Genomic DNA, 20,193 nt, shown 5'->3' with positions numbered 1-20,193 from the left:
CCTACCGCTCGGCGGCCTCCACCTCCACCGGCGCGGCGGTCCCGGAGTCGGCGTCCGGGCCGACGGCCTTGGCCGGGCCCGCGTTCGCCGCCAGGACCAGTGCCGCGACCGCGGCGAGAGCCGCGATGAAGCCTCGGGCATAACGCTCGGTGGGGCGGGTGCGTTGCAGCACGGCGACCTCGCAACAGCGATGGGTTAAGCAGGTTTAATTCGCGGTTTAACCTAGGGGCTGTCCGACGCGAACGGCAAGGGGCACTGGGGGAGTTGGCATGGGGGAGCGGGACGAGCCGGGCACGATCGGACGGCGGGTGCAGCAGCTGCGCGTGGCGCGCGGACTGACCCAGAAACAGCTGGCGGAGCCGGTGTACACCCCCGCCTACATCTCCACCCTGGAGGCCGGCCGGGTGCGCCCCTCCGACGACGCGCTGCGGCATCTCGCCGAGCGGCTCGGAGTCGAGTTCGACGAACTGGCGACCGGGCGTTCGGCGCGCCGGGTGACCGAACTGCGGCTGCGGCTGACCGAGGCGCAGCGCGCCCTCGCCGTCGGGGAGGCGGAGTCGGCGGTGGAGCAGTACACGGCACTGCTGGCCGAGGCGGAGGCGCAGGAGCTGGCCGAGGAGCAGGCCGCCGCGCTGCTCGGGCTCGGGGAGTGCGCGCTGGACACCGGCGAACTCGTCGACGGCCGGCGGTACTTCGAGGAGGCGGAGGCGCGGCTGGCGGACGCGCCGCTGCCCGCGAGGGTCCCGGCGCTGCGCGGCCGGGCCGTCGCGCACTATCTCGCGGGGGAGCTGCGGTACGCGGTGTACCTGCTGGAGAGCACGATCGACGAGCTGAACCGGGGCGGCCTGCACGACCCGGACGCTCTGCTCCTGCTGTACGCCAGCGTCATCGGGCCGTACATGGACATGGGCGCGCACGCGCGGGCCGCGCAGGCCGCGGAGTTCGCGCTGGCGCTGGCCCCGCAGTCCGGCGACCCGGCGCTGGTGGCGCGCATGCACCGGTCGGTGGCCCGCACCCTGCTCGCCGAGGGCCGCCTCGCGGAGGCGGACGCGTCGCTGGCCAAGGCGGCCGAGCTGTACCGGGGGCTGCAGCTGCGCACCGAGCTGGCCAACTGCCACTGGATGCGCGGCTACGTGTACGCGCAGAACGGTGAACTGGAGCGGGCCGAGGCGGAGATGCGGGAGGCGCTGCACATGCTGTGCGCGACCCGGGCGACCCTGTACAGCAGCCAGCTCACCGTCGAACTGGCCGACGTGCTGCACCGGCGCGGGCGGTCCGAGGAGGCGGCGGAGCTGCTGCGGGACGTGCTGGGCGGGCTCTCGCCCGAGCGGGGCGCGGTGCACGCGGCGGCCGCGCACCGGCTGCTCGGCATCATCGCGGAGGACGCCCGCGACACGGACCGGGCGGAGGAGCACTACGTGCGCGCGCTCAGCCTGCTGGAACGCGCGGGCGCGGCGGGCGACCTGGCCGACCTGTGCCGCCTCCTCGGCGACCTCCTCCGCCGCACGGGCCGGGTGGAGGCGGCGTTGGACGCCTACAGAACCGGCCTGGGCCACCGCACGGCCCCGGGCACGACGACCCTCGGACCCGCGCCGGCACAGCCTCCCGTCTGAGGGCGCGCGGGTACGGGACGGGAGCCCTCCCGCCTCCCGCCCGCGCCTGGACCGGCGTCCCGCTCTCGCGGCCCCGGGCGACCGGCGGTGTGCGCCCGTGCGCGCCCGAGCCGACCCGTCACGCCCCGTGCAGGGCCCGGGGTGTGCCCCGCACCTGTCCCCCGCTGCCGCGTTCGGACGGCATCCCCGGCGTCCCTCCCGTGCCCCCACGTCCCGCGTCGCCGGAAAGCGGCCCGGGACGGCGGTTGTACGCCGGTTTCGGGGGCTCCGCCTCGGGTAGTCGGTCCGCGTTTTCGGCTGGTGAGGGGATGTGGTTGGCGTGTGGCCCGGGGACGGCCCGGGGAGCGGGCGGGGCGGGGAGGAGTACGAGCGGGCGGTCGGGGCCATCGCGGCGGGGCTGCGCGGGGCCGGGCCCGCCGAGGCGCCCCGGCGGCTGTGCGAGGTGGCCGTGGACCTGCTGCCCGTGGACGGCGCCTCCGTGTCGCTGCGCGGTGACAGCATGCCCCTCCAGCTCGCCGCGTCCGGCGGTGTCGCCGCGCGGCTGGCGCAGCTCCAGGCCACCCTCGGTGACGGCCCCTGCCACCACGTGCTGCGCACCGGCGCACCCGTCCTCGCCCGCGACCTGGAGGACGGCTCCTGCGCCGACCGCTGGCCCGTGTTCACGCAGCAGGCACTGGGTTCCGGGGTGCGCGCCGTGTACGCGCTGCCCCTCGGCTCCACGGCCGTCTGCGTCGGCACCCTCGACCTCTACAGCGCCTCCCCCGGCAGCCTCACCGCGCACCAGCTGCACGTGGCCCTGCTGGTGGCCGGCGTGATGACCGTCGCGCTGACCGACCTGCCGTTCGACGCGCGGGACGCGGACGACGGCTGGCTCAGCGGGCTGGCCGCCGACCACGACCGGGTGCACCAGGCGGTCGGCATGATCATGGCCCAGCTCGGCGTGGGCGCCGACGAGGCCCTGGCGCGGCTGCGAGGCGACGCCTTCGCGCACGACCTCACCGTGCTGGAGGCGGCCCTCGACGTCGTCGCCCGCCGGCGCCGTTTCGACATGCCCTGACCGCTCGGCCCCGGTGATCAAGTGCCGTGGACGGCCTAGGCTGTGCGGCCATGGACATAGCCATCCTCTTCTGCACCTGTGTCGTGGTCCTCGGCGTGGCCTCGATCCAGACCCAGCTGACCCGCTCCGACCGCCGCGTCGCCCGGGTGGAGCGCAAACTCGACACGGTCATGCGGCACCTGGGCCTGGAGGAGGAGGTGCCGAGGAAGGACGAGATCCTCGCCCTGGTGCGGGACGGCAAGCAGGTACAGGCGATCAAGCTGTACCGCGAGGCCACCGGCGCGGGCCTGGTCGAGGCCAAACAGGCCGTCGACGCGATGAGCTGACCCCTGCGGCTCCCCGGGCCAACTGCCCCCGGAGGCGTTGGAGCAGCGGCCGCCGTCCTCCGCGCCGGACGCGGGCCGGGGCGCGCGCGTCGCGGGTGGGGGACGCCCTTCGGCCTCGCCGCCCCTCGATCCCCGCGGCCTTCGGCCTCGCCGCCCCTCGATCCCCGCGGTCTTCGGCGGCGTCGGAGCAGCGCCCGGCGTCTTCCGCGCCGGACGCGGGCGGGAGCGCGCGCGTCGGATGGGTGGGGACACCCTTCGGCCCCCCGCCCCTCGACCCCAACGGCCTTCGGCTCCGCAGTCTTCGGCCCCCGCCGTACTCTGCGGCGTCGGAGCAGTGGCCGCCGTCCTCCGCGCCGAACGCGGGCCGGAGCGCGCGCGTCGCGGGCGGGTGGGGGACGCCCCCGGCCCCGCCGTCCCTCGGCGGCGCCGAATCAAGCGGTCGCCGCCTCCGTGCGGCACGCCCGCCGGAGCGCGCGTGCCGCGGGCGAGTCGGGGGCTGGGGCGAGGTTTCCGGACATGGCGGCATCGCCGGCCCCCGGCGGTCACCCGGTGCCCGCGCACCGGGTGCCGCCCCGCACCGGCCCTCAGACCCGCAGCCGCCCCTGCCGCGCGACCTCCGCGAGCCGGTCCGCGCCGAGCTGGGCCATCGCCTGGGTGACCTCGGCCCGCACCTCGCCGAAACCGCCGTTGGTCAGGACGATCGCGTCCTCGCCGACGAGGATCGCCGCGAGGTCCACGGTGAGCCGGGCCGGGGCGGCGTCCGGCGCACCGCCGGTCAGCGTCACCCGCAGCGCGGCGCGGGCGTCACCAGCGGTGTCCGGCAGCGGCAGCTCCGTCACCTCGACGTCCTGCGCGCCGGACCGGGCGGTCTGCGCCCGGAACCGCGCGCACCTCTCGGGCAGCTTCCGCAGCCACTCCAGCGCGCGCTCCGCCTCCTTGGGGCCGTGCGCGCCGATCTGCTCGCGCAGCTGGGCGCCCTCGGCGGTGTCGTCGAGGGCGACCGAGGCGCGCGGCCCGGCCGGCACGCCGAACGGCTCCTCCGTGTAGAGGACCTCCAGCAGCCGCCGGCAGTCACCGTCGTCCGCGGTCGCCTTCAGCGTGCCGTCCCGCCACAGCGCGGGCCCTTCGGCGGCGGCCCACGGCGGGCCCAGGTCCGCCTCGGTGATCAGCGCGGCTCTCAGCTGTTCGTCGTTCAGTACGGGCGTGGACCGCCCGGTCACCGCGGAGGACGACGCCGTCGCCGACGGGGAGGGCGACGTCGCGGCGGGCGGCTCGGACACGCCCTGGGGCAGCGCCCGCGGCACGTCCCGCTCGTAGGCCACGCAGGCCGCCGTGATCAGCAGGACGGTGACCGACAGGGCGGAGGCCACGAGGGTGCGGGCGCGGGCCGGGGCACGGGTCATCGGGCTGCCTCCTGGGGGCCGGGCCGTCCACGGCGGACGTGGCGGACGTGCTCCTACGGCACCACCGGCACAGGCCCCCCACCAGCGCGGCGAGCCGTCCGGGTGAGCGGTCCGCACGCCCCGCGCCGCCGCCGCGAAAAAGCGCGTGCGCCCGCCGTCCGTCCGTTGCTAGCGTCCGCGTCATGCAGCGCGCCCATGTGTCCCGCACGACGACGCCGGAGACCGTCCCGGCGCGCTGACAGCTGACCACTGACGAAGCCCCGGGGCGAGTGCCCCGGGGCTTCGCCGCGCGTGGTGCTCGCCTCCCGACCCCGAGGAGGACGCCGTGCGCGACCACCGACGCCTCGGCCGTGAACTCGGCCTGTTCGACACCGACCCGCTGATGGGCGCGGGCCTGCCCTACTGGCTCCCCGACGGAGCCGTCGTACGGCACGCCCTGGAGGAGTACGTCCGTGAGGCGGAACGCGCGGCCGGCTACCGGCACGTGTACTCGCCCGTGCTCGGCAAACGCGAGCTGTACGAGCTCTCCGGGCACTGGGACCACTACCGCGACGACATGTACCCGCCGATGGACATGGGCGGGGAGCAGATGCTGCTGCGTCCCAGCCTGTGCCCGCACCACGCCCTGATCTTCCGCTCCCGCACCCGCAGCCACCGCGAACTGCCGTACCGGATGGCCGAACTGGGCGGCATGTACCGCGCGGAGCGGTCCGGCGTGCTCGGCGGGCTGACCCGGGTGCGGGCCATCCAGCTGAACGACGCGCACATCTTCTGCACCCCGGACCAGGCGGTCGAGGAGGCCGCCGGGGCACTCGCGCTCATCTCCCGCGCCTACGCCGACCTGGGCATCCGAGCCTCCCGCCACCGGCTGTCGCTGCCGGGCGGCGGCGGGAAGTACGTCGCCGACCCGGCTCTGTGGCGGCGGGCCACCGCCCTGCTGCGCGAGGTGCTGGACGCGTCCGGCGTGGCCTACGAGGCCGTCGAGGGCGAGGCGGCCTTCTACGGTCCGAAGATCGACGTGCAGATCACCGACCCGGCGGGCCGCGAGTCCACCCTGTCCACCGTGCAGATCGACTTCCACCAGCCGGAGCGCTTCGGGCTGCGTTACACCGGCCCGGACGGCGCCCGGCACCGGCCGGTCATGGTGCACCGCAGCGTCATCGGCAGCGTGGAGCGGGCCGTCGCCCATCTGCTGGAGGAGCACGGCGGCGCCTTCCCGCCGTGGCTCGCCCCTCTGCAGCTGGTGGTGCTGCCGGTGGGCGAGGACCAGGAGGAACACGCTGACGCCGTCGTCCGGGAGGCCGCCGCACTCGGGCTGCGGGCCGAGGTGAGCGGCCTGGCCGAGGGCAGTCTCGGCGCCCGGATCCGACGGGCGCGGCTGGTGCCGTACCAGGCGGTGCTCGGCGCGCGCGAGGCGGCGGACGGCCTGCTCGCCGTACGGCTGAGGGACGGACGGCGGCCCGGCGTGCTGCCGGTGGCGGAATTCCTGCGACGCGTCGAGGAGCGGGTGCGCGCACACGGGACCGCGCTCTGGGAGCCCGCGTAAGGTCGACGGGCAGACCCCGCCGAAGAAGGAGTCCGTCGTGAGCAACGGCCGGCAGCCGGTCCCGGTGATCATCGACTGCGACACGGGCGTCGACGACGCCCTGGCCCTGTTGTTCGCCGTACGGCACCCCGGGATCGACCTGCGGGCCGTCACCTGCGTCGCCGGGAACACGGACGTGGACGGCGTCGTACGCAACACGCTGACCGTGCTGGAGCGGGCGGGCGCGGCGGACGTGCCGGTGGCGCGGGGCGCCGAGCGCCCGCTGATCGAGGCGCCGCGCTCCGCCCGCCACGTCCACGGCCACGACGGCATGGGCGACCTCGCGCTGCCCGCTCCGCGCCGCACCCCGGTGGACGCGGACGCGGTGTCGCTGCTGCGCCGCGAGATCCTCGCCTCGCCCCGCCCGGTCACCCTCGTGCCGACCGCGCCGCTCACCAACGTCGCCCTGCTGCTGCGGACCCACCCCGAGGTGACCCGCAACATCGAGCGGATCGTGTTCATGGGCGGCGCGGCGGGCACCGGGAACGCCACCCCGGTGGCCGAGTTCAACGTGTGGCACGACCCGGAGGCCGCCGCGATCACGCTCACGGCGGGCGTGCCGATCACCATGTACGGGCTGGACGTGTTCACCCGGGTCGTCGTCCCCGGCGACGACGTGCGGCGGCTGCGCGCGAGCGACGAACCGGGCGCCCGGCTGGCCGGCGACCTGCTCGCCCACCGCCCCGCCCACCCGGGAAGCCGCCCGGACGACCCCGGCGAGGACTCCGGCGGCCTCGGCGACGCGGGCGCGGTGTGCGCGGTCGCCGACCCGGAAGGGCTGACCACCCACCGCCTTCCGGTCGAGGTGTCCCTGGCGCCCGGCCCGGCGCGCGGCCAGACGATCGTCGACCGCCGCCCCCGCATCGGGGAGTCGGAGCTGCACGAGGGCACCCGCGAGCAGACCCTGGTCGACGTCGGCCTGGACGTGGACGTGGAGCGCTACGTGAAGCTCTACCTGACGACGGTCGAACACTTCACGCCCTGATCGGACACCGGTTCGACCCGGGCGCGCCCGGTGGACGTGCGGTCCGCCACACCCGAGGGGAATGACACCTCGTTACCGGTGCGTTCGCTTTTACGGTGTTCTGGTCAGTTTCTCCGCCGGTACCCGCACATCCAGAGGAGACCCCGCGTGACCGACCGCCCCACCGCGTCCGACCCCCGGCCGCCGCACCCCGCCCCCGACGCCACGCCCGACCTCTCCTCCCGCGACCCCGACTGGTGGCGGCAGGCCGTCGTCTACCAGATCTACCCCCGCAGCTTCGCCGACGCCGACGGCGACGGACTGGGCGACCTGCGCGGCATCACGCGGCGCCTGACGCATCTGTCCGCGCTGGGCGTCGACGCCCTGTGGCTCAGCCCGTTCTACCCGTCCGAGCTGGCCGACGGCGGCTACGACGTCGCCGACCCGCGCGACGTCGACCCGCGCCTGGGCACCCTCGACGACTTCGACGCGCTGGTCCGCGAGGCGCACCGGCTCGGCCTCAAGGTGATCGTCGACATCGTCCCCAACCACACCTCCGACCAGCACGTCTGGTTCCAGGAGGCGCTGCGCGCCGGGCCCGGCTCCCCGGCCCGCGACCGCTACGTCTTCCGCGACGGCCGCGGCGGGAGCGGCGAGCTGCCGCCCACCGACTGGCAGTCCGTGTTCGGCGGCAGCGCATGGCAGCGGGTGCCGGACGGGCAGTGGTACCTGCATCTGTTCGCCGCCGAGCAGCCCGACCTGAACTGGGACCACCCGGACGTCCGCGAGGACTTCCGCACCACCCTGCGCTTCTGGTCGGACCGGGGCGTGGACGGCTTCCGCGTCGACGTGGCGCACGCCCTCACCAAGGACCTCGAGGAGCCGCTGCGCGACCTCGGCGACCACGCGGCGGGCGGTGAGGCGGCCCTCGTCGACTTCGCACCCGGCACGCACCCGTTCTACGACCGTGACGAGGTGCACGAGATCTACCGCGACTGGCGGAAGATCTTCGACACGTACACCCCGCCGCGTACGGCCGTGGCGGAGGCATGGGTGCCCGGTGCGCGACGTGCCCTGTACGCCCGCCCGGACGAGCTGGGCCAGGCCTTCAACTTCGAGTACCTCGAGGCCGCGTGGGACGCGGACGAGCTGCGCCAGGTGATCACCGACTCGCTGGCGACCGCGCAGGCGGCCGGCGCCTCCGCGACCTGGGTGCTGTCCAACCACGACGTGGTCCGGCACGCCTCCCGGCTGATGCTGCCGCCCGGCACGGACACCAACGCCTGGCTGCTGTCCGGCGGCAACGCCCCCGCCGTCGACCCGGAGGCGGGACTGCGGCGGGCCCGCGCCGCCACCCTGCTGATGCTGGCGCTGCCCGGCTCGGCGTACGTCTACCAGGGCGAGGAGCTGGGCCTGCCCGAGGTCGCCGACCTGCCCACGGAGGTCCTCCAGGACCCCATCTGGGAGCAGACCGGCCACGTCCGCAAGGGCCGCGACGGCTGCCGCGTCCCGCTGCCGTGGACATCGACCGGCCCCTCGTACGGCTTCGGCGCGAACGGCGCGTGGCTGCCGCAGCCGCCGTCCTTCGCCGCGTACGCCGTGGAGGCGCAGGACGGGGTGGAGGGCTCCACCCTGGAGCTGTACCGCACGGCCCTGCGTCTGCGCCGCAAGCTGATCGACGGCGAGACGCTGAGGTGGGCGGAGGAGACCCCGGAGGGTGTTCTCCAGTTCGACCGAGGGGACGGCTGGCGCTGCGTGACCAACCTGTCCGCCGAGCCGGTCACCCTCCCGGCGGGCGAGGTCGTCCTCACCAGCACCCCGCTGCGCGACGGCCACCTGCCCCCGGACGCGACGGCTTGGCTGACGCGCTGAGGTGTGACGGGTGGCGGCGCCGTTCCGGTGCCGCCACCCGTACGGGGGTCGTGGGCGGGCGGGCCGAGAGGGCGCCCGTCACAGTCGGTCGCAGGTGTGTCCGACGTCCGGCGTACAGGGAGCCCGTCCACGATGAACAGGTCCAGCAAGGCAGCGGCCGCCGTGTTGACGGCGGCCGGGATTCTCGCGGGCGGTTTGGTGGCCGCTTCGCCGACGGCGGCCGGTGAGCGCGTGCTCTGGGGTTCCGTGACGATCCCGCCCGGACGGGACGGCATCGTGGAGGCGTCGGGGCTGTCCGGGCCCGCCCTCGGGTTCGGCTCCAGCCTGACGCTGACCGCCCCGGCCGGGGCCCGGGTCACCGGCGTGCCGCTCACCGCCGCCGGTTACCGGGGCGAGGTGGCCGCCGACGGCCGTACCGCCGCGTACACGGCCACGTCGGCGGAGAGCCTCTGGGAGACCAGGACCTTTCCCTTCGTGCTGGCGGTGCCCGCCGACGCCGTGCCGGGGACCCGGCTCGACGGATGCGTGCTGAGGCTCGCGGACGCGGAAGGCGCCGAGCGGGCGAGCGGGGGGTGCCAGGTGACGGTGGGGCTGCCCTCGCCGGTGCTGTCCCGGCCCGAGTCGGGGGTGCCGCTGGGGTACCGTCCGGCCGCGTCGGGCACGGCGTACCCGGGGGCGCAGGTGACGGTGTCCGACCAGGACGGCAACGAGGTGTGCGTGGACACGGCGGGAGCCGACGGGCACTGGAACTGCGCTCCCGGCCGTGATCTGCCCGCCGGGGCGAACCGGCTCCAGGCCACGGCGACGCTGAACGGCGTGTCCGCGTCGAGCGAGCAGATCCAGATCGCCGTGGGTTCACCCACCCCGCAGACGGCACCGGCGGCGCCGGTGCCGCCCCGCTGAAAGGCGCCGCTTCCGAATCTCACGTCGCGCGGTTCCGGCGCCCTGCATGTCCGCCCGCCGGGACCGGCACGTCAGACGTGCCCGGGCCCCCCGCTGCCGAACGCCCCGCTGGACCCCGGCAGCCACCGCTTCCGCTGTTGGTCCTTGCCGGTCCGGGTGCTGGCGTGGTGCAGCTCGTACGGCATCAGCCGGGAGCCGGTCCGGGGCGTGAGGGGTATCTCGTCGGGCTCACGCATCTCCCGCATCTCGCGTACCGCGCCGCCGTCCGGCAGCCTCGGCTGCTCGTCGGGCTGGGGGCGCGGGGACTCCTGGTCCATGTACCGCATTCCCGCACGGACGGCCCAGACCAGGGCACCCGCCACGATGATGCCGCCGATGAAGGCCGCTGCCACGGCCCACTGGTGGTCACTGGCGGCCAGCTGTACAAGCGTTGCCGTGTTCATGTTTCCGAGTATGGACCAGGAAATGTGATAAAGCTCCCGATGTGTCCGAATTGGCGGTCCCCCCGTTCGGACCGTCCCGAGGGGCGGCGCCCCGCACCGGGTGGCAGGCTGCGGCCAGAGGGAAGGCCGGGACGGGCCGTCGCGTCCCCACGTGTGCAGCTCGGGGCCCGGCCCCGGCCTTCCCGTCTCCGCCTCGCGCTACACCGTCCTCCCGGCGACCGGCTTCCGCGCCTCCGGCGTCCGGCCGGAACCGGCGTCCCCGTCCGGCCGCGGCGCGTCCCGGAACAGCTTCCCCGGCCACCAGAACCGTCGGCCCAGGTCCAGCGCCAGCGCCGGCACCATGACCGTGCGCACGAGGAACGTGTCCAGCAGGACGCCGATCCCCACCAGCACACCCATCTGCGCCATCGTCACCAGCGGCAGCCCGGCGAACACTGCGAAGGTGGCCGCCAGCACCACACCGGCCGACGTGATCACCCCTCCGGTGCTGGTCAGGCCCTCCAGGACACCGCGCGCGACGCCGAGCCGCACGGTCTCCTCCCGTACCCGGTGCATGAGGAAGATGTTGTAGTCGATGCCCAGGGCCACCAGGAACACGAAGCCCATCAGCGGGATCGACCAGTCCACGCCCGCGTGGCCGAGGACGTGCTCGAAGAGCAGTCCGGACGCGCCGAGGGCCGCGAGGTACGACACCACCACGGTGGCCAGCAGCAGCACCGGCCCGACGAGGGCCCGCAGCAGTCCGATCAGCACGGCGAGGACGACCAGCAGCACCACCGGCACCACGGTGGTGAGGTCCCGGTCCGCGGCGCGCGCGGTGTCCAGGCTCTCCGCGGTGGTCCCGCCGACCAGGGCGTCCGCGCCGTCCACCGCGTGCACGGCGGTGCGCAGCGCGTCCACGGTGTCCTTGGCGGCGTCGCTGTCCGGGGCGTCCTCCAGCACCACCGACAGCAGGGTGAGGGAGCCGTCGGGCGTGCGGTCGCCACCCGGCTCGACCCGGGCCACCCCGTCGACCCCGGCCGCGGCGGTCCGCACCTCGCCCGCGGCGGCGGTGCGGGTCACGATCTGCGCGGGGTCGGAGGCGCCGGACGGGAAGTGCTCCGAGAGCCGCTCCTGCGCGACGACGGACTCGGGCTCGTCCTGGAACATCTCCGACTGGGTGAGCCCGAGGGAGATCCCGGCCGTGGACAGCGCGAGCACTCCGGTGACCGCCAGCGACATCAGCCACGACCAGCGCGGACGCCGTGCCACCAGGCCGCCGATCCGGGACCACACCGTGCGCTCCTTGCGCGCGGGCGTGCCGAAGCGGGGGACGAACGGCCAGAACACCCAGCGTCCGGCGAGCACCAGCAGCGCGGGCAGCACCGTCACCATGGCGAGGAACGCGCAGACCACGCCGACCGCGCCGACCAGTCCCAGCGAACGCGAGGAGTTGATGTCGGCCAGCGCGAGGCAGGCGAGGCCCACGGCGATGGTCCCGGCCGAGGCGAGCACGGCGGGTCCTGACCGGGTGAGGGCGATCCGCATCGCCCGGTGCCGGTCCTCGTGCCGGTGCAGCTCCTCCCGGTAGCGGGCGATGAGCAGCAGCGCGTAGTCGGTGCCGACGCCGAAGACCAGCACCATCAGCACGCCCGCGCTCTGCGGGTCGACCGGCAGCGAGGCGTGCTCGGCGAGCAGATAGGTGGACGCCTGGGTGAGCACGGCGGCGAAGCCGACCGACAGCAGGGGGAACAGCCACAGCACCGGACTGCGGTACGTGATCAGCAGCAGGGCGGTCACGACGAGTCCGGTGGCGATCATCAGGGTGGCGTCGAGGCTGTCGAACACCGCGACGCTGTCGGTGAGGGAGGCGGCGGGGCCGCCGACCTCGACGTCCGTGCCGGGCGGGGCGTTGGCCCCGGCGATGTCGCGCAGGGCGTCGACGGTGTCGGTGACCTCCTCCTCCGTGTCCAGCGGGACCACGGTCATCAGCGCCTCGCCGTCGTCCGACGGCACCGGCCCGGTGATCCGCTGTCCCTCGGCGGTGAACCGGTCGAGCGCGGCACGGTCGGCGTCCGCCGCCTCCCCGGCGCCCGCGCCGGTGTACACGACGACCACGGGCATGACGGTGTCCGTGCGGAACTTCTCCAGCTCCGTGTTGACGCGGGCGGACTCGGCGCCGTGCGGAAGGAAGGCGTTGGGGCCGGTGTCCTCGACGTCGCCGAGCTTCCCGGCCAGCGGGCCGAGGGCGACGGCGACGATCAGCCAGGCCGCGAGCACGGCCCACTTTCCGCGGCGCCCGCCGGGCGCACGCGCGATGCGCTGCAACAGGGCACGCATGAGTACTCTCCTTGGTGTGAGGCGCACCGCCGGCCGGTGACGGCCGGCGCGGGGCGCACGGATCCCGCACCACGGCGCTCAGGCTGTGACGACCTGCCGTGGTGTTCGGATTGGGGTGTGTCCGGGGCGTGTGCTTCCTCCGTACGGCCGGGAGTTGCCGCTCCCGGCCGTACACCTGCGCGCACACGCGGACCGGGTCATTCGATCTCGCGCATCATCTTCTCCATCGACCCGACGGCGAGCCGGGTCTGTGCCAGTTCCTCCAGCAGCCGGCGCTGGTCCTCCGTGGTGCGGCGCTGCAACTCCACGGTGTCCTCCAGGAGTTGCGCGTACCGCGTGGCGAGCTCCTTGTACTGCTCCTCGCGCGCGGCCAGCATGCGGGCGCGCCAGGTGGCCGCCACCTGCCAGACGATCACGATCATCAGGCTGAAGAACCCGGCCGCGCCGACGGCCCCGACCAGCACGCCGAGCTCCTCGGCGCCGGCGGCCTGCGTCACCAGTTCGTCGTTCACTTCGCTTCCTCTTTCGCGCCTCGGTCCGACCGGTCCGTGCCGCGGTCGGCGGTGCCCGCGCCGTCGTCGGTGAGCGTCGCGGCCGCGTGGGCGACGGTGTGCGGGGTGAGTTCGCAGACGAACGGCGTGACGTCGTAGTACTTGACCGTCTTGCCGTCGTCGGCGGCTTCGAGCGTGCCGGTGACGAGGCCCGCGGCCTCCAGCCGCTGCAGGTGCATGTGCAGCAGCGGCCGGCTGATGCCGATCTCGCGCGCCAGCGCGCTGACGTACGTGCGGTTCTTCACGAGTGCCGCCACGATCCGCATCCGGTGCGGGTTGCCGAGCGCGGTCAGGATCTTCAGCAGAGCGTCACCCGTGGGCGCCGGCGGCGGGACCTCGGGCATCAGGGCCCCTTTCCCTCGTACCTGTCAGAAAAGACTGACAGGGGTCCGAGACACCTGTCAAAGATTTCTGACACATCTCAGGGTCGGATGGGGGAACCCTCAGGGTCGGCTCCGGGAGGCCCCGGGGGGCGGGGTGTGGGGGCCGAGGCGCACGGGGAGTGCGGTGAGCCCCCGCAGCAGCGTGCCGGCGCGCCAGGTGAGGGACTCCGGGCCGGCGTCGAGGACGAGAGCGGGGTGCTGTTCCAGCAGCAGGCGCAGGGCGACGGCGGCCTCCGCGCGGGCGAGCGGGGCGCCGAGGCAGTGGTGGACGCCGTGTCCGAATCCCAGGTGGCCCTGGGGGCGCCGGGTGAGGTCGAAGCGGTCGGGGTCGGGGAAGGCGAGCGGGTCGCGGGAGGCCGCGGCCAGGGAGACCAGCACGGCGTCCCCGGCGGCCACACGGGTCCCGGCCAGCTCCAGCGGCTCCGCCGCGAACCGGAACGCGCCCGCGTGCACGGGCGAGTTGAGCCGCAGCGACTCCTCCACCGCCGCGCCGGCCAGCTCCGGGCGGGCGCGCAGCAGGGCGAGCTGGTCCGGGTGGGTGAGCAGGCTGAGGACGGTCGCGGAGATCAGGTTGACGGTCGTCTCGTGCCCGGCGACCAGCAGCAGGAACGCCATGCCGAGCAGCTCCTCGGGCGTGAGCCCGTCGGACGCGTCGGGGGAGGCCAGGTCCGCGAGCAGGGTGCCGTCCGGGGTGCGGGCCTTCCGGGCGATCAGGCCGGTGAGGTACCCGGTGAGCGCGGTGGCCGACGCGGCTGCCGTCTCCGCGTCCGTGGGCATGACCAGCTCGTTCGACCAGGTGTGGAAGTCCTCGCGGTCACCCGCGGGCACGCCGAGCAGGTCGCAGATCACGGTGACCGGCAGCGGCAGCGCGTACGCGCCCACCAGATCGGCGTGGCCCGCCTCGGGTATCCGCTCCAGCAGGTCGCGGGCCACGGCCTCGACACGGGGGCGCAGCGCTGCGATCCGGCCCGGGGTGAAGTGGCCCGCGACCAGCCGGCGCAGCCGGGTGTGGTGCGGCGGGTCGCTCTGCAGCATGTTGCGGCCGACCGCGTGCCCGCCGTCGGTCTCCCAGCCGGCCGAGTGCCGGATGTTGTTGCGCAGCCGGGGATCGGTGAGCGCCGCGCGCGCCGCGTCGCGGGTCACCACCAGCCAGGCGTCCCCGCTGCCGGGGACGTGCACCCGGTGCACCGGCCCCTCGGCGCGCAGGGCCGCGAGCCGCTCGAAGGGGAAGGGCGTCGGCGCCCACTCCAGGGGTGCGGGTCCGTCGGCGCTCACGGTGTGTCCTCTCGGCGAAGTTCTAAGCGGGGAGTACTCCCCGTTTGAGTTCCGGACGATAGCATCCGCCCGGGGAGCGCTCCCCGGTTCGTACGGAGGGACCCATGACCGTCGGTGAAGGACCCGAGACGCCCGCCCCGCCCCGGCTGCGGCGGGACGCGCGGCGGAACCGGGAACGGCTGGTGGAGGCGGCGCACGCCGTGTTCGCCGAGCAGGGGCTCGAGGCGCCGCTGGACGTGATCGCGCGACGCGCCGGGGTCGGCAACGCGACGCTCTACCGGCACTTCCCCACCCGGGCCGCGCTCGTGGACGCCGTGTTCCGCGACCAGCTCACGGGGACCATGGAGGCGGGTGAACGCGCGCGCCGCGCGCCCGACGCGTGGGCCGGCCTGGCGGGCTACCTCGACGCCGTGTTCGCCACCCTTGCGGCCGATCGCGGCACCAACGACCTGATGACCACCCGTCTGCCGGACGTCGAGACGCTCGGCGCGGTGCACGCGCACAACCGCGAGACCGTGGACGTGCTGCTGGAGCGCGCCCGCGCGCAGGGCAGCGTGCGCGCCGACGTCACCACCGAGGACCTTCTCTTCGCCCTGGCGGCACTGGGCCGTGCCGTGCCGCCGCTGGCCGTCGCCGCCGGCCCCGACGCCTGGCGCCGCCCCCTCGCGCTGTTCCTCGAAGGACTGCGCGGCACCGGGACCGCGCCCCGCCCGCTGCCCGGGCGGCCGCTCGGCGAGGAGGAGCTGGGCCGGGTGCTCGGTGAAATGGGACCCCACCGGGCCAGGCCCACGGACGGGTCAACCGGCGGGACCGCGGCGGGCGGCACGGCGTAGGCGAGGACGATCGAGGACATCTGTACGCGCCACGACAGATTTTCCGGCGAGGCGACTAGAGTTTGTCGGTGGGGAACCTGTCCCCGTGGCGGACCGTGACGCTGTGGTCCGCGGAAAGGTGCGTATGCCCTCGGAAAGTCAGCCGTACGCCGACGGCCGGCAGCCGGACCAGGACCGGCCGCCCGTCGCCGACCGGCTCGACGACGACCACTTCCCGGCCTACACCATGGGCAGGGCCGCCGAACTGGTCGGAGCGACACCCGCGTTCCTCCGCGCTCTCGGCGAGGCGCGGCTGATCACCCCGACCCGCTCGGACGGTGGTCACCGGCGCTACTCGCGCCACCAGCTGCGGCTCGCCGCCCGCGCCCGCGAGCTGGTCGACCAAGGCACCCCGGTGGACGCCGCGTGCCGCATCGTGAGCCTCGAGGACCAGCTCGAGCAGGCCGAACGGATGAACGAGGAGCTCCGCCGACAGGGAGCCGACACGGTCCACGGCAACCGGTGAAAATCTGTCCCGGCCGGCGCAGAATTTCCGCCCCGCCCGCGAGAAATTCCTTTCGCTAAACATGCCGACCGGGTTTATTCCAGTGATTTTCCTCGCTTGCCGAGAATCCTTTCCGTGCTAGGCTGACGTCAGTTGCAGTTGTGGTTGCCAGTTTGAACCGGTTCTCCGGGCAGGTGATCATCGCGACGATGTAGGGATTCGTAAAGTGCGATTCCCGCACTGTCTCAGGAGAAAATTATGGCCACCGGTACGGTCAAGTGGTTCAACTCGGAAAAGGGCTTCGGCTTCATCGAGCAGGACGGCGGCGGCGCTGACGTGTTCGCCCACTACTCGAACATCGCCACCTCGGGCTACCGCGAGCTCCAGGAAGGCCAGAAGGTGACCTTCGACGTCACCCAGGGCCAGAAGGGCCCGCAGGCGGAGAACATCGTTCCCGCCTGACCTTCCCGACCTGCACGCAGGTTTGGATGAGCGGGTGCTCGCACGTCATGTGCGGGCACCCGCTTTTCGTTTGTTCACGGACATGACTTCCGTACGTTTTCCGCCGCGCCCGGCATGACGGTCAGCGCGACGAGCGGAACGCCCTCGCACGCAGTGCGTCCACCGCGATCCGCGCCGCCGTGCCGATCACCGCGTCGGCCGCCGGAAGGGTCGCCGCCGTGTGCGCCGTCCGGGTGAAGACGGCGACCGCGTAACGGCCCCCGTCCGGATACTCGACCACGCCCACCTCGTTGCGCAGGGTCGGCAGGCTTCCGGTCTTTCCGGCGACATGGACGTCGTCGAAAGGAAAACCCGAGGCCAGACGGTGCGGCCACACCTGAAGCCCCATGATCCGCCGCATGGCCGCGCCGTGCTCGGGGGTGCACGCCTCGTCCCGCCACACCGCGCCCAGCAGCCGTGTCATGTCCCGCGGGGTGCTGCGGTTGGTGCGCGCCGGGTCCAGCGCCCGCAGCCGGCTCACCACCCGTGGATCGGCCAGCGCCCGCGCCCCCTCCGCCCCGGCGTCCTCCTTGACGGTGGCCAGCATCTCGCCGAAGGAGTGCACGGCCCGCGTCCGGGTGAGGCCCAGCCGCTCCGTCGTCGCGTTCACCGCGTCCAGACCCACCCGGCGCAGCAGCAGGTCGGCGGCCGCGTTGTCGCTGACCGCCATCATCAGATAGGCGAGATCGCGCAGCGACATCCGGGCCGCGTCCAGCATCGCCGCCACTCCCGTCGGCCCCGCCGTCCGTGCCTCCGGCCCGCTCTCCACCTGCTCGGCCAGGTCCAGCGCGCCCCGCGCCGCCTGCTCGTGCAGCGCGACCAGGACACACAGCTTGTGCACGCTCGCCGTGCACACCGGCTGGTCGGCCCCGGCGTCGAGCTGCTCGCCGGAGTCGATGTCCAGGGCGTGCAGCCAGCCGGTGACCCCGGCGTCGGCGAGGGCAGCGTGGATGCGGGCGACGGCGTCCGTCACAGCCAGTACTCCGATGCCGGTCGCAGATGCAGGGGACGGGCCGGCACGTCGGGGACCGCGCCGGCGGCGGTGCGCAGGGCGTGCGTGGCCGCCTCCGCGAACGCCTGCACGGCGGCGTCGCCGCGCCCCTTCGGCCAGGCCGCGGAGTGCCGCAGGGCGGGCGCCCCGCCGGTCAGCGGACGCCACACGACATCCGCCTCCTCGTCCCCCTGCCCCGGCGGGGCCGCGTCACGCGGACACAGCGCGACCGCCCCCGAGGACAGCACGAGGCCCTTGACGAAACTGGCGCCCTGGCCGTGGCGTACGGCGGCGGGGGTGAATCCGCCGCGGGCGCAGGTGGTCAGCAGCTCGTCGTAGAGGGCGGGCGCCGCCGTGCGGGGGAAGAGGATCAGGTCGCGGCCGGACAGCGCGGGCAGCGGGACCTCGTCGAGGGCGGCCGCCGCGGCGCCGGCGGGCAGCAGCACGCCCATCTCCCTGCGCAGCACCGGGCCCAGCTCCAGCCCCGTCACGTCGCACGGGTGGTGGACGACGCCCACGTCCAGGTCGTGCGCCGCGAGCCGGTCGAGCTGCTGGGCAGTGGACAGCTCGTGCAGTTCCAGCTCCAGTCCCGCGTGACGGTCGCCGAAGTCCGCGAGCAGGGCGGCCACGGTCTCGCCGGAGAGGTCCGGGGGCAGCGCGGCGCGCAGCAGGCCCGTCTCACCGTCGCGCACCCGGCGGGCGGCGGCGAGGAACGACTCCGTGCGGGACAGCACCTGACGCGCCTCGGCCAGCAGCAGCGTCCCGGCCTCCGTGATCCGCACCTGACGGCTGGTGCGCTCGAACAGCCGCACCCCCAGCTCCCGTTCGAGCCGCTGCACGCGCTGGGAGAGAGGGGGCTGGGCCATGCCGAGACGGGCGGCGGCGCGGCCGAAGTGTGACTCTTCTGCAACAGCCACGAAGCACTCCAGGTGCCGCACCAGGTCCACGACCAGTCATCATATCGAGTGTTTATCGGTCCATGATTGATAGCGGACTTGGACGGATCGCCCTCGACGCTGCTGTGGTCGGGGCATGAACACGTTTCCCGACCTTCCCCGCACCGGTCCCCGCCGTCGCCCCCGGACGGCGGTCAAGGCGCTCGTCGCCGTCACGGCGGTCGCCGCGGTCGCCGTCGGCGGCGCCTGGGGCGCCGGGCTCGGCCCCTTCGAGGGCGAGTCCGGACCCGACCCGGAGGCGGTGGCCGAGGCCCGCGCGTTCCTCGCCGACTGGGCCGCCGGACGCCTCCCGGACGCCGCCGCCCGCACCACGAGACCCGACCGCGCCCAGGAGGTGCTGAGCAGCTTCACCGCCGGGCTCGACATCGAGAAACCCGTGCTCACCGCGGGGAAGCCCACGGAGGACGAGGAGTCCGGCGGACGCGCCGTCACCGTGCCGTACACCGCGCGGATGCCCGTCACCGGCCTCGGCACCTGGACGTACGCCGCCGAACTGCCGCTGCGGGAGCGGGGCGGTGAGTGGAAGGTGGACTGGCGGCTGGCGCTGGTGCATCCGCGGCTCAGCGGCACGGAGAAGTTCCGCCTGGAGCGGGAGGAGGCCGAGCCGGTCCGCGCGGACGACCGCGCCGGCCGGACCCTGTCGGCGGCCACCCACCCCTCCCTCGGCCCGGTCCTCGCCCGGCTCGCCCGCTCCACGGACGGCGGCGGGCCGCGCGGGGCCGTGCTGCTCGTCGACCGCGTCACCGGGGAGGTCCGCCGCACCGAGGCGGCCTTCGGCTCGAAGACGCCCGAGGACGAGGGACCCGTACGCACCACCCTCGACGCCCGCTGGCAGGCGGCCGCAGAGCAGGCCCTGGAGAAGACCGGCGGGAAGAACGCGGCGCTGGTCGCCCTGCGCGTGGAGGACGGACAGATCCTCGCCGTGGCCAACTCCCCGGCAGACGGCTTCAACCGCGCGGTCTCCGGCACCTACGCCCCCGGCTCCACCTGGAAGATCGTCACCAGCAGCGCCCTGCTGCTGAAGGGCGCGGTCGCCCCTGACGACGTCGTGGACTGCCCCCGCTACCTCACCGTCGGCAAGCGGTTCCAGAACGTCGAGACCTCCGCCCACCCGGGCGCCACCTTCCGCAAGGCGTTCACCGAGTCCTGCAACACCGCCTTCATCGGCCTGCGGAGCCGGCTCGGAGACGACGAGCTCGGCGAGGTCGCGGCGCGGTACTTCGGGGTCGGCCAGACCTGGCACGTGGGCGTCCCCTCGTACGACGGGTCCGTGCCCGAGCCGCGCGACGCGACGGAGAAGGCCGCGTCGATGATCGGCCAGGGCCGGGTGCAGGCCAACCCGCTGATCATGGCGTCGGTCACCGCGACGGCCGTCTCCGGCCGCTTCCACCAGCCCGTCCTCGTCCCCGGCACCGAGGACACCACCGAGACCGAGCCGCTGCCGCCCCGCGTCGTCGCTCAGCTCCGCACGCTGCTGCGGGCCACGGTCACCGAGGGCACCGCACGCGCCCTGGCCCCGCTCGCCGGTGAGGTCGGCGGCAAGACCGGCACCGCCGAGGTCTCCGACGACCAGGAGAACAACGGCTGGATGGTCGCCCACCGCGACGGCGTCGCCGTGGCCTGCGTCGTCGAGGAGGGCGTCACCGGCGGGGGCTCGGCCGGACCCGTGCTGCACGCCCTGCTGTCCGCCGCGCCCCGCTCCTGAGCCACACCCCGACCTCCGAAGGACGCCCC

At 74.5% G+C, this 20,193-nt stretch carries 20 protein-coding genes; 11 read left to right on the top strand and 9 right to left on the bottom strand.

Annotation, left to right across the window (positions count from 1 at the left end):
* Position 1: 1 nt before the first annotated feature.
* On the bottom strand, positions 2-172 hold the full coding sequence (locus ELQ39_RS15175; RefSeq protein WP_190005891.1) for a hypothetical protein: 171 nt from the start codon (positions 170-172) through the stop codon (positions 2-4).
* A gap of 97 nt (positions 173-269) precedes the next feature.
* Between ELQ39_RS15175 and ELQ39_RS15170 the strand changes: the two genes are divergently transcribed.
* The 3 genes from ELQ39_RS15170 to ELQ39_RS15160 all read left to right on the top strand — a co-directional run bounded on the left by ELQ39_RS15170 (position 270) and on the right by ELQ39_RS15160 (position 2,996).
* Entirely contained in the window at positions 270-1,613 is a 1,344-nt protein-coding gene (locus ELQ39_RS15170; protein ID WP_242592211.1) for a helix-turn-helix domain-containing protein, read from the top strand.
* A 310-nt stretch (positions 1,614-1,923) separates the two neighbouring features.
* Positions 1,924-2,670 carry a GAF and ANTAR domain-containing protein gene (locus ELQ39_RS15165; RefSeq protein WP_225643923.1) on the top strand — a complete coding sequence of 249 codons (747 nt, stop codon included), beginning with the start codon at positions 1,924-1,926 and terminating at the stop codon, positions 2,668-2,670.
* A gap of 50 nt (positions 2,671-2,720) precedes the next feature.
* Positions 2,721-2,996, top strand: a complete 276-nt coding sequence (locus tag ELQ39_RS15160; protein WP_190005894.1) for a hypothetical protein — start codon at positions 2,721-2,723, stop codon at positions 2,994-2,996.
* Positions 2,997-3,580: 584 nt separating this feature from the next.
* Here the strand turns inward: ELQ39_RS15160 and ELQ39_RS15155 are convergent.
* Positions 3,581-4,399, bottom strand: coding sequence for a hypothetical protein (locus ELQ39_RS15155; protein ID WP_242592210.1), 819 nt, complete (start codon positions 4,397-4,399; stop codon positions 3,581-3,583).
* Positions 4,400-4,724: 325 nt separating this feature from the next.
* Between ELQ39_RS15155 and thrS the strand changes: the two genes are divergently transcribed.
* The 4 genes from thrS to ELQ39_RS15135 all read left to right on the top strand — a co-directional run bounded on the left by thrS (position 4,725) and on the right by ELQ39_RS15135 (position 9,723).
* Complete coding sequence (gene thrS / locus ELQ39_RS15150; RefSeq protein WP_242592209.1) at positions 4,725-5,945, top strand: threonine--tRNA ligase; 1,221 nt, start codon at positions 4,725-4,727, stop codon at positions 5,943-5,945.
* A gap of 37 nt (positions 5,946-5,982) precedes the next feature.
* Positions 5,983-6,969 (top strand): nucleoside hydrolase, encoded by a 987-nt coding sequence (locus tag ELQ39_RS15145; protein WP_242592208.1) that lies wholly within the window; start codon positions 5,983-5,985, stop codon positions 6,967-6,969.
* 147 nt (positions 6,970-7,116) lie between these two features.
* Positions 7,117-8,820 (top strand): glycoside hydrolase family 13 protein, encoded by a 1,704-nt coding sequence (locus ELQ39_RS15140; protein WP_225627167.1) that lies wholly within the window; start codon positions 7,117-7,119, stop codon positions 8,818-8,820.
* A 132-nt stretch (positions 8,821-8,952) separates the two neighbouring features.
* Positions 8,953-9,723: a carboxypeptidase regulatory-like domain-containing protein gene (locus ELQ39_RS15135; protein WP_242592207.1), complete on the top strand. Its 771-nt coding sequence runs from the start codon at positions 8,953-8,955 to the stop codon at positions 9,721-9,723.
* Positions 9,724-9,794: 71 nt separating this feature from the next.
* On the opposite strand, the gene ELQ39_RS15130 is transcribed toward ELQ39_RS15135, so the two are convergent.
* The 5 genes from ELQ39_RS15130 to ELQ39_RS15110 form a co-directional block, all read right to left on the bottom strand.
* The gene (locus ELQ39_RS15130) at positions 9,795-10,166 is read right to left on the bottom strand and encodes a DUF6479 family protein (protein ID WP_122214380.1); all 372 of its coding nucleotides are present in this window, start codon (positions 10,164-10,166) and stop codon (positions 9,795-9,797) included.
* Positions 10,167-10,364: 198 nt separating this feature from the next.
* Positions 10,365-12,485 carry an MMPL family transporter gene (locus ELQ39_RS15125; protein ID WP_242592206.1) on the bottom strand — a complete coding sequence of 707 codons (2,121 nt, stop codon included), beginning with the start codon at positions 12,483-12,485 and terminating at the stop codon, positions 10,365-10,367.
* A 197-nt stretch (positions 12,486-12,682) separates the two neighbouring features.
* Positions 12,683-12,997, bottom strand: a complete 315-nt coding sequence (locus tag ELQ39_RS15120) for a hypothetical protein (RefSeq protein ID WP_225627170.1) — start codon at positions 12,995-12,997, stop codon at positions 12,683-12,685.
* On the bottom strand, positions 12,994-13,380 hold the full coding sequence (locus tag ELQ39_RS15115; RefSeq protein WP_242592205.1) for an ArsR/SmtB family transcription factor: 387 nt from the start codon (positions 13,378-13,380) through the stop codon (positions 12,994-12,996). Before ELQ39_RS15115 ends, ELQ39_RS15120 begins: the two co-directional genes overlap by 4 nt.
* Before the next feature lie 99 nt (positions 13,381-13,479).
* On the bottom strand, positions 13,480-14,694 hold the full coding sequence (locus tag ELQ39_RS15110; RefSeq protein WP_242592204.1) for a cytochrome P450 family protein: 1,215 nt from the start codon (positions 14,692-14,694) through the stop codon (positions 13,480-13,482).
* Between the two features lie 104 nt (positions 14,695-14,798).
* Between ELQ39_RS15110 and ELQ39_RS15105 the strand changes: the two genes are divergently transcribed.
* The 3 genes from ELQ39_RS15105 to ELQ39_RS15095 all read left to right on the top strand — a co-directional run bounded on the left by ELQ39_RS15105 (position 14,799) and on the right by ELQ39_RS15095 (position 16,473).
* Positions 14,799-15,527, top strand: coding sequence for a TetR/AcrR family transcriptional regulator (locus tag ELQ39_RS15105; protein WP_242592203.1), 729 nt, complete (start codon positions 14,799-14,801; stop codon positions 15,525-15,527).
* A 124-nt stretch (positions 15,528-15,651) separates the two neighbouring features.
* A complete protein-coding gene (locus ELQ39_RS15100; RefSeq protein ID WP_190004577.1) occupies positions 15,652-16,032 on the top strand; it encodes a MerR family transcriptional regulator in 381 nt (126 codons plus the stop codon).
* A gap of 237 nt (positions 16,033-16,269) precedes the next feature.
* Positions 16,270-16,473, top strand: coding sequence for a cold-shock protein (locus ELQ39_RS15095; protein WP_006134583.1), 204 nt, complete (start codon positions 16,270-16,272; stop codon positions 16,471-16,473).
* Between the two features lie 121 nt (positions 16,474-16,594).
* On the opposite strand, the gene ELQ39_RS15090 is transcribed toward ELQ39_RS15095, so the two are convergent.
* Complete coding sequence (locus ELQ39_RS15090; protein ID WP_190004578.1) at positions 16,595-17,485, bottom strand: serine hydrolase; 891 nt, start codon at positions 17,483-17,485, stop codon at positions 16,595-16,597.
* Positions 17,482-18,450, bottom strand: a complete 969-nt coding sequence (locus tag ELQ39_RS15085; protein WP_242592202.1) for a LysR family transcriptional regulator — start codon at positions 18,448-18,450, stop codon at positions 17,482-17,484. Before ELQ39_RS15085 ends, ELQ39_RS15090 begins: the two co-directional genes overlap by 4 nt.
* A gap of 85 nt (positions 18,451-18,535) precedes the next feature.
* On the opposite strand from ELQ39_RS15085, the gene ELQ39_RS15080 reads away from it, so the two are divergent.
* Positions 18,536-20,164, top strand: a complete 1,629-nt coding sequence (locus tag ELQ39_RS15080; RefSeq protein WP_242592201.1) for a penicillin-binding transpeptidase domain-containing protein — start codon at positions 18,536-18,538, stop codon at positions 20,162-20,164.
* The last annotated feature ends 29 nt before the right edge of the window (positions 20,165-20,193 follow it).

The organism is Streptomyces sp. GB4-14, from assembly GCF_022696125.1.
GTDB lineage: Bacteria > Actinomycetota > Actinomycetes > Streptomycetales > Streptomycetaceae > Streptomyces > Streptomyces werraensis.
Note: the sequence above shows the minus strand (reverse complement) of the source record. Positions and strands in the feature narration are given on the sequence as shown.